At 40.7% G+C, this 752-nt stretch carries 1 protein-coding gene; it reads right to left on the bottom strand.

Features of this window, described 5'->3' with window-relative positions; all coding sequences use genetic code 11:
• Positions 1–5 precede the first annotated feature (5 nt).
• Positions 6–752 (bottom strand): transposase (locus tag ODU55_RS11660; protein ID WP_398582913.1); only part of this gene is annotated, 747 nt, incomplete at its 5' end.

The following is a 752-nucleotide window of genomic DNA, read 5'->3' on the forward strand; positions in this document are numbered from 1 at the left end:
CGATTTTATGCTATTCTATAAGTGAAATCTACAAGTGTTTGATATCGAACCTTCCTCCTCGCCTGTCTATCGGGTCGAATTGGACAGAGGTGGGATTGGAGGTAGATTTCAACTTGCTTGGAAGGTATTTGGTGACGGAAAAAGAGACGACAAATATAGCAGGCATCCGAAAAGCTGATTTTGTATCTATACTTTGTTTTTCGCTCTGGAATGATGACCTTAGAAGTGGTCATTTTGACGGCATTGTGAAAAGTGAGACGAGCGAATATTTCCTGAAGAATGCCTTCCAGCTTTTTAGCGTGAAAACTCACCAATCCAAGTGCATATTTCAAGTGACGAAAAGCGGTCTCTATGCCCCATCTACGGGCATAGAGGCTTTTTATATAGTCTACAGGCTTATCACAATTGGTCACGAGAGTCTCGTATTTATCAGGGGCTATTTCAAACCGAACCATGCGAAAAGAAAGGGAGTAAAACTCTGCTTCAGCTCCCCTTTCCCATTCTTTAGATAGAAAATCAAAAGTTTGATTGCTGGGAATAAACTTGTATTGATTCCTATCTTTCAGAAGTTCTTTGGTCTCCTTATTTTGTCGGCGGGTTAATTTCAAGGTAAAGGACTCGTCAAAGGTTTCTGTATGAGGTAGGTCCAAACTTTGCTTCATACTGTTTTTCCCATCTCGAATCCGAATCAGATAGAACCAGCCTTTTTCTTGGCAATGAGCCATCAAATTATAAGATTCATACCCCCTATC

It is taken from the genome of Streptococcus sp. 2022WUSS037, from assembly GCF_044427225.1.
GTDB lineage: Bacteria > Bacillota > Bacilli > Lactobacillales > Streptococcaceae > Streptococcus.